We start from the raw sequence: 1,301 nt of genomic DNA, 5'->3' as shown, positions 1-1,301 counted from the left end.
GCACCGCGCACCCGCGCCGCCTATGCGGGGGACTGGGCGCACTTCTCCCGCTGGTGTGCCGCAGCGGGGCTACCGGCGTTGCCGGCGGCGGTGGACACCGTGCGGCTGTACCTGGCCGACCTCGAGGCCACCCGCACCGCGGACGGAGACGCGGTGTTCTCCCCGGCCACGATGGGCCGGCGCCTGGCCGCGATCGCCGCCGCTCACCACGACGCCGGCCACCCGTCCCCGACCCGCGACCCGGCCGTCGGGGCGGTGCTCACCGGGATCCGCCGCACCCGCGCCCACGCCACCCACCAGATGCGCCCGCTCCTGCTGGAGGACCTGCGCACCGTGCTCGCGGACATGGATTTCGGGACGTGGCCGGCCGGGCTGATCGGCGCCCGCGACGCCGCCGCGCTGCTGATCGGATTCACCGGAGCGCTGCGCCGCAGCGAGCTCGCCGCCCTCACCATCGCCGACGTGTCCTTCCACCCCGCCGACGGCTTGCACGTGCACATCGCCCGGTCCAAGACCGACCAGACCAGTCGCGGTGCCACCGTGGTGCTGCCCTACGGCGCCCGGGCCGGGACCTGCCCGCCGTGCGCAGTGCTGCGCTGGATGGGGCTGCTCGCCGCCGCCCCGCACGGTCGCCCGGCACTGATGCGCGCGGTCCTGGCCACCCCGTCCTGGCCCGACCTGGGCCACCTGTTCCCGCACCCCGAACCCACCGCCGACAGCGCTGACGACAGCGCTGACGGCGTCGGCGCCTTCTCACCGGTCGACGCCGGCGCGGCGGGGTCTCCCGGGCAGACAGCCCGGTCGTTCCGGGCCCCGGTGCCTGCGCTGGCGGGGCACACACCGCTGCTGCGGGCGATCCGCCGCGGCGGCGCCCTCATCGACACACCGATGACCGGCGACGCCCTGCACGCCATGGTCCGTCGCCGCGCCGACGCCGCAGGCCTGCCGGGCCCGATCGGCTTCCATTCACTGCGCGCCGGGTTCGTCACCACCGCCCGCCGCAACGGCGCCGACCACCGTTCGGTGCGCCGCCAGACCCGCCACACCAGCGACGCCATGATCGAGACCTACGACCGCGACCACGCCCCGCTCGTGGGCAATGCCGTGACCCGGCTGGGCTTGTGAGCACTCGAGTCCGACGGCGAGCTGCTCCACAAGGCGTATCCGCACGGGCCTAGGGCGTGTCTCCGAAATAGGTGGGTCGGGGTGCGCGATGCTGTAGCGGTGTCGCGCACTGCGGTCCTGACCGACGTTCAGTGGGCCCGGCTGGCCCCGCTCCTGCCCTCGTCGGAGGGTCGTCG

General features: G+C 75.2%; 1 protein-coding gene. It reads left to right on the top strand.

Features of this window, described 5'->3' with window-relative positions:
* Positions 1 to 1,125: hypothetical protein (locus NH602_RS30925; RefSeq protein ID WP_253069703.1), on the top strand; the 1,125-nt coding region annotated here is incomplete at its 5' end.
* Positions 1,126 to 1,301 lie beyond the last annotated feature (176 nt).

Source organism: Pseudonocardia sp. McavD-2-B, assembly GCF_024124365.1.
In the GTDB taxonomy this organism is placed as follows: Bacteria; Actinomycetota; Actinomycetes; order Mycobacteriales; family Pseudonocardiaceae; genus Pseudonocardia; species Pseudonocardia alni.
This window is presented reverse-complemented; position numbering and strand designations above follow the sequence as displayed.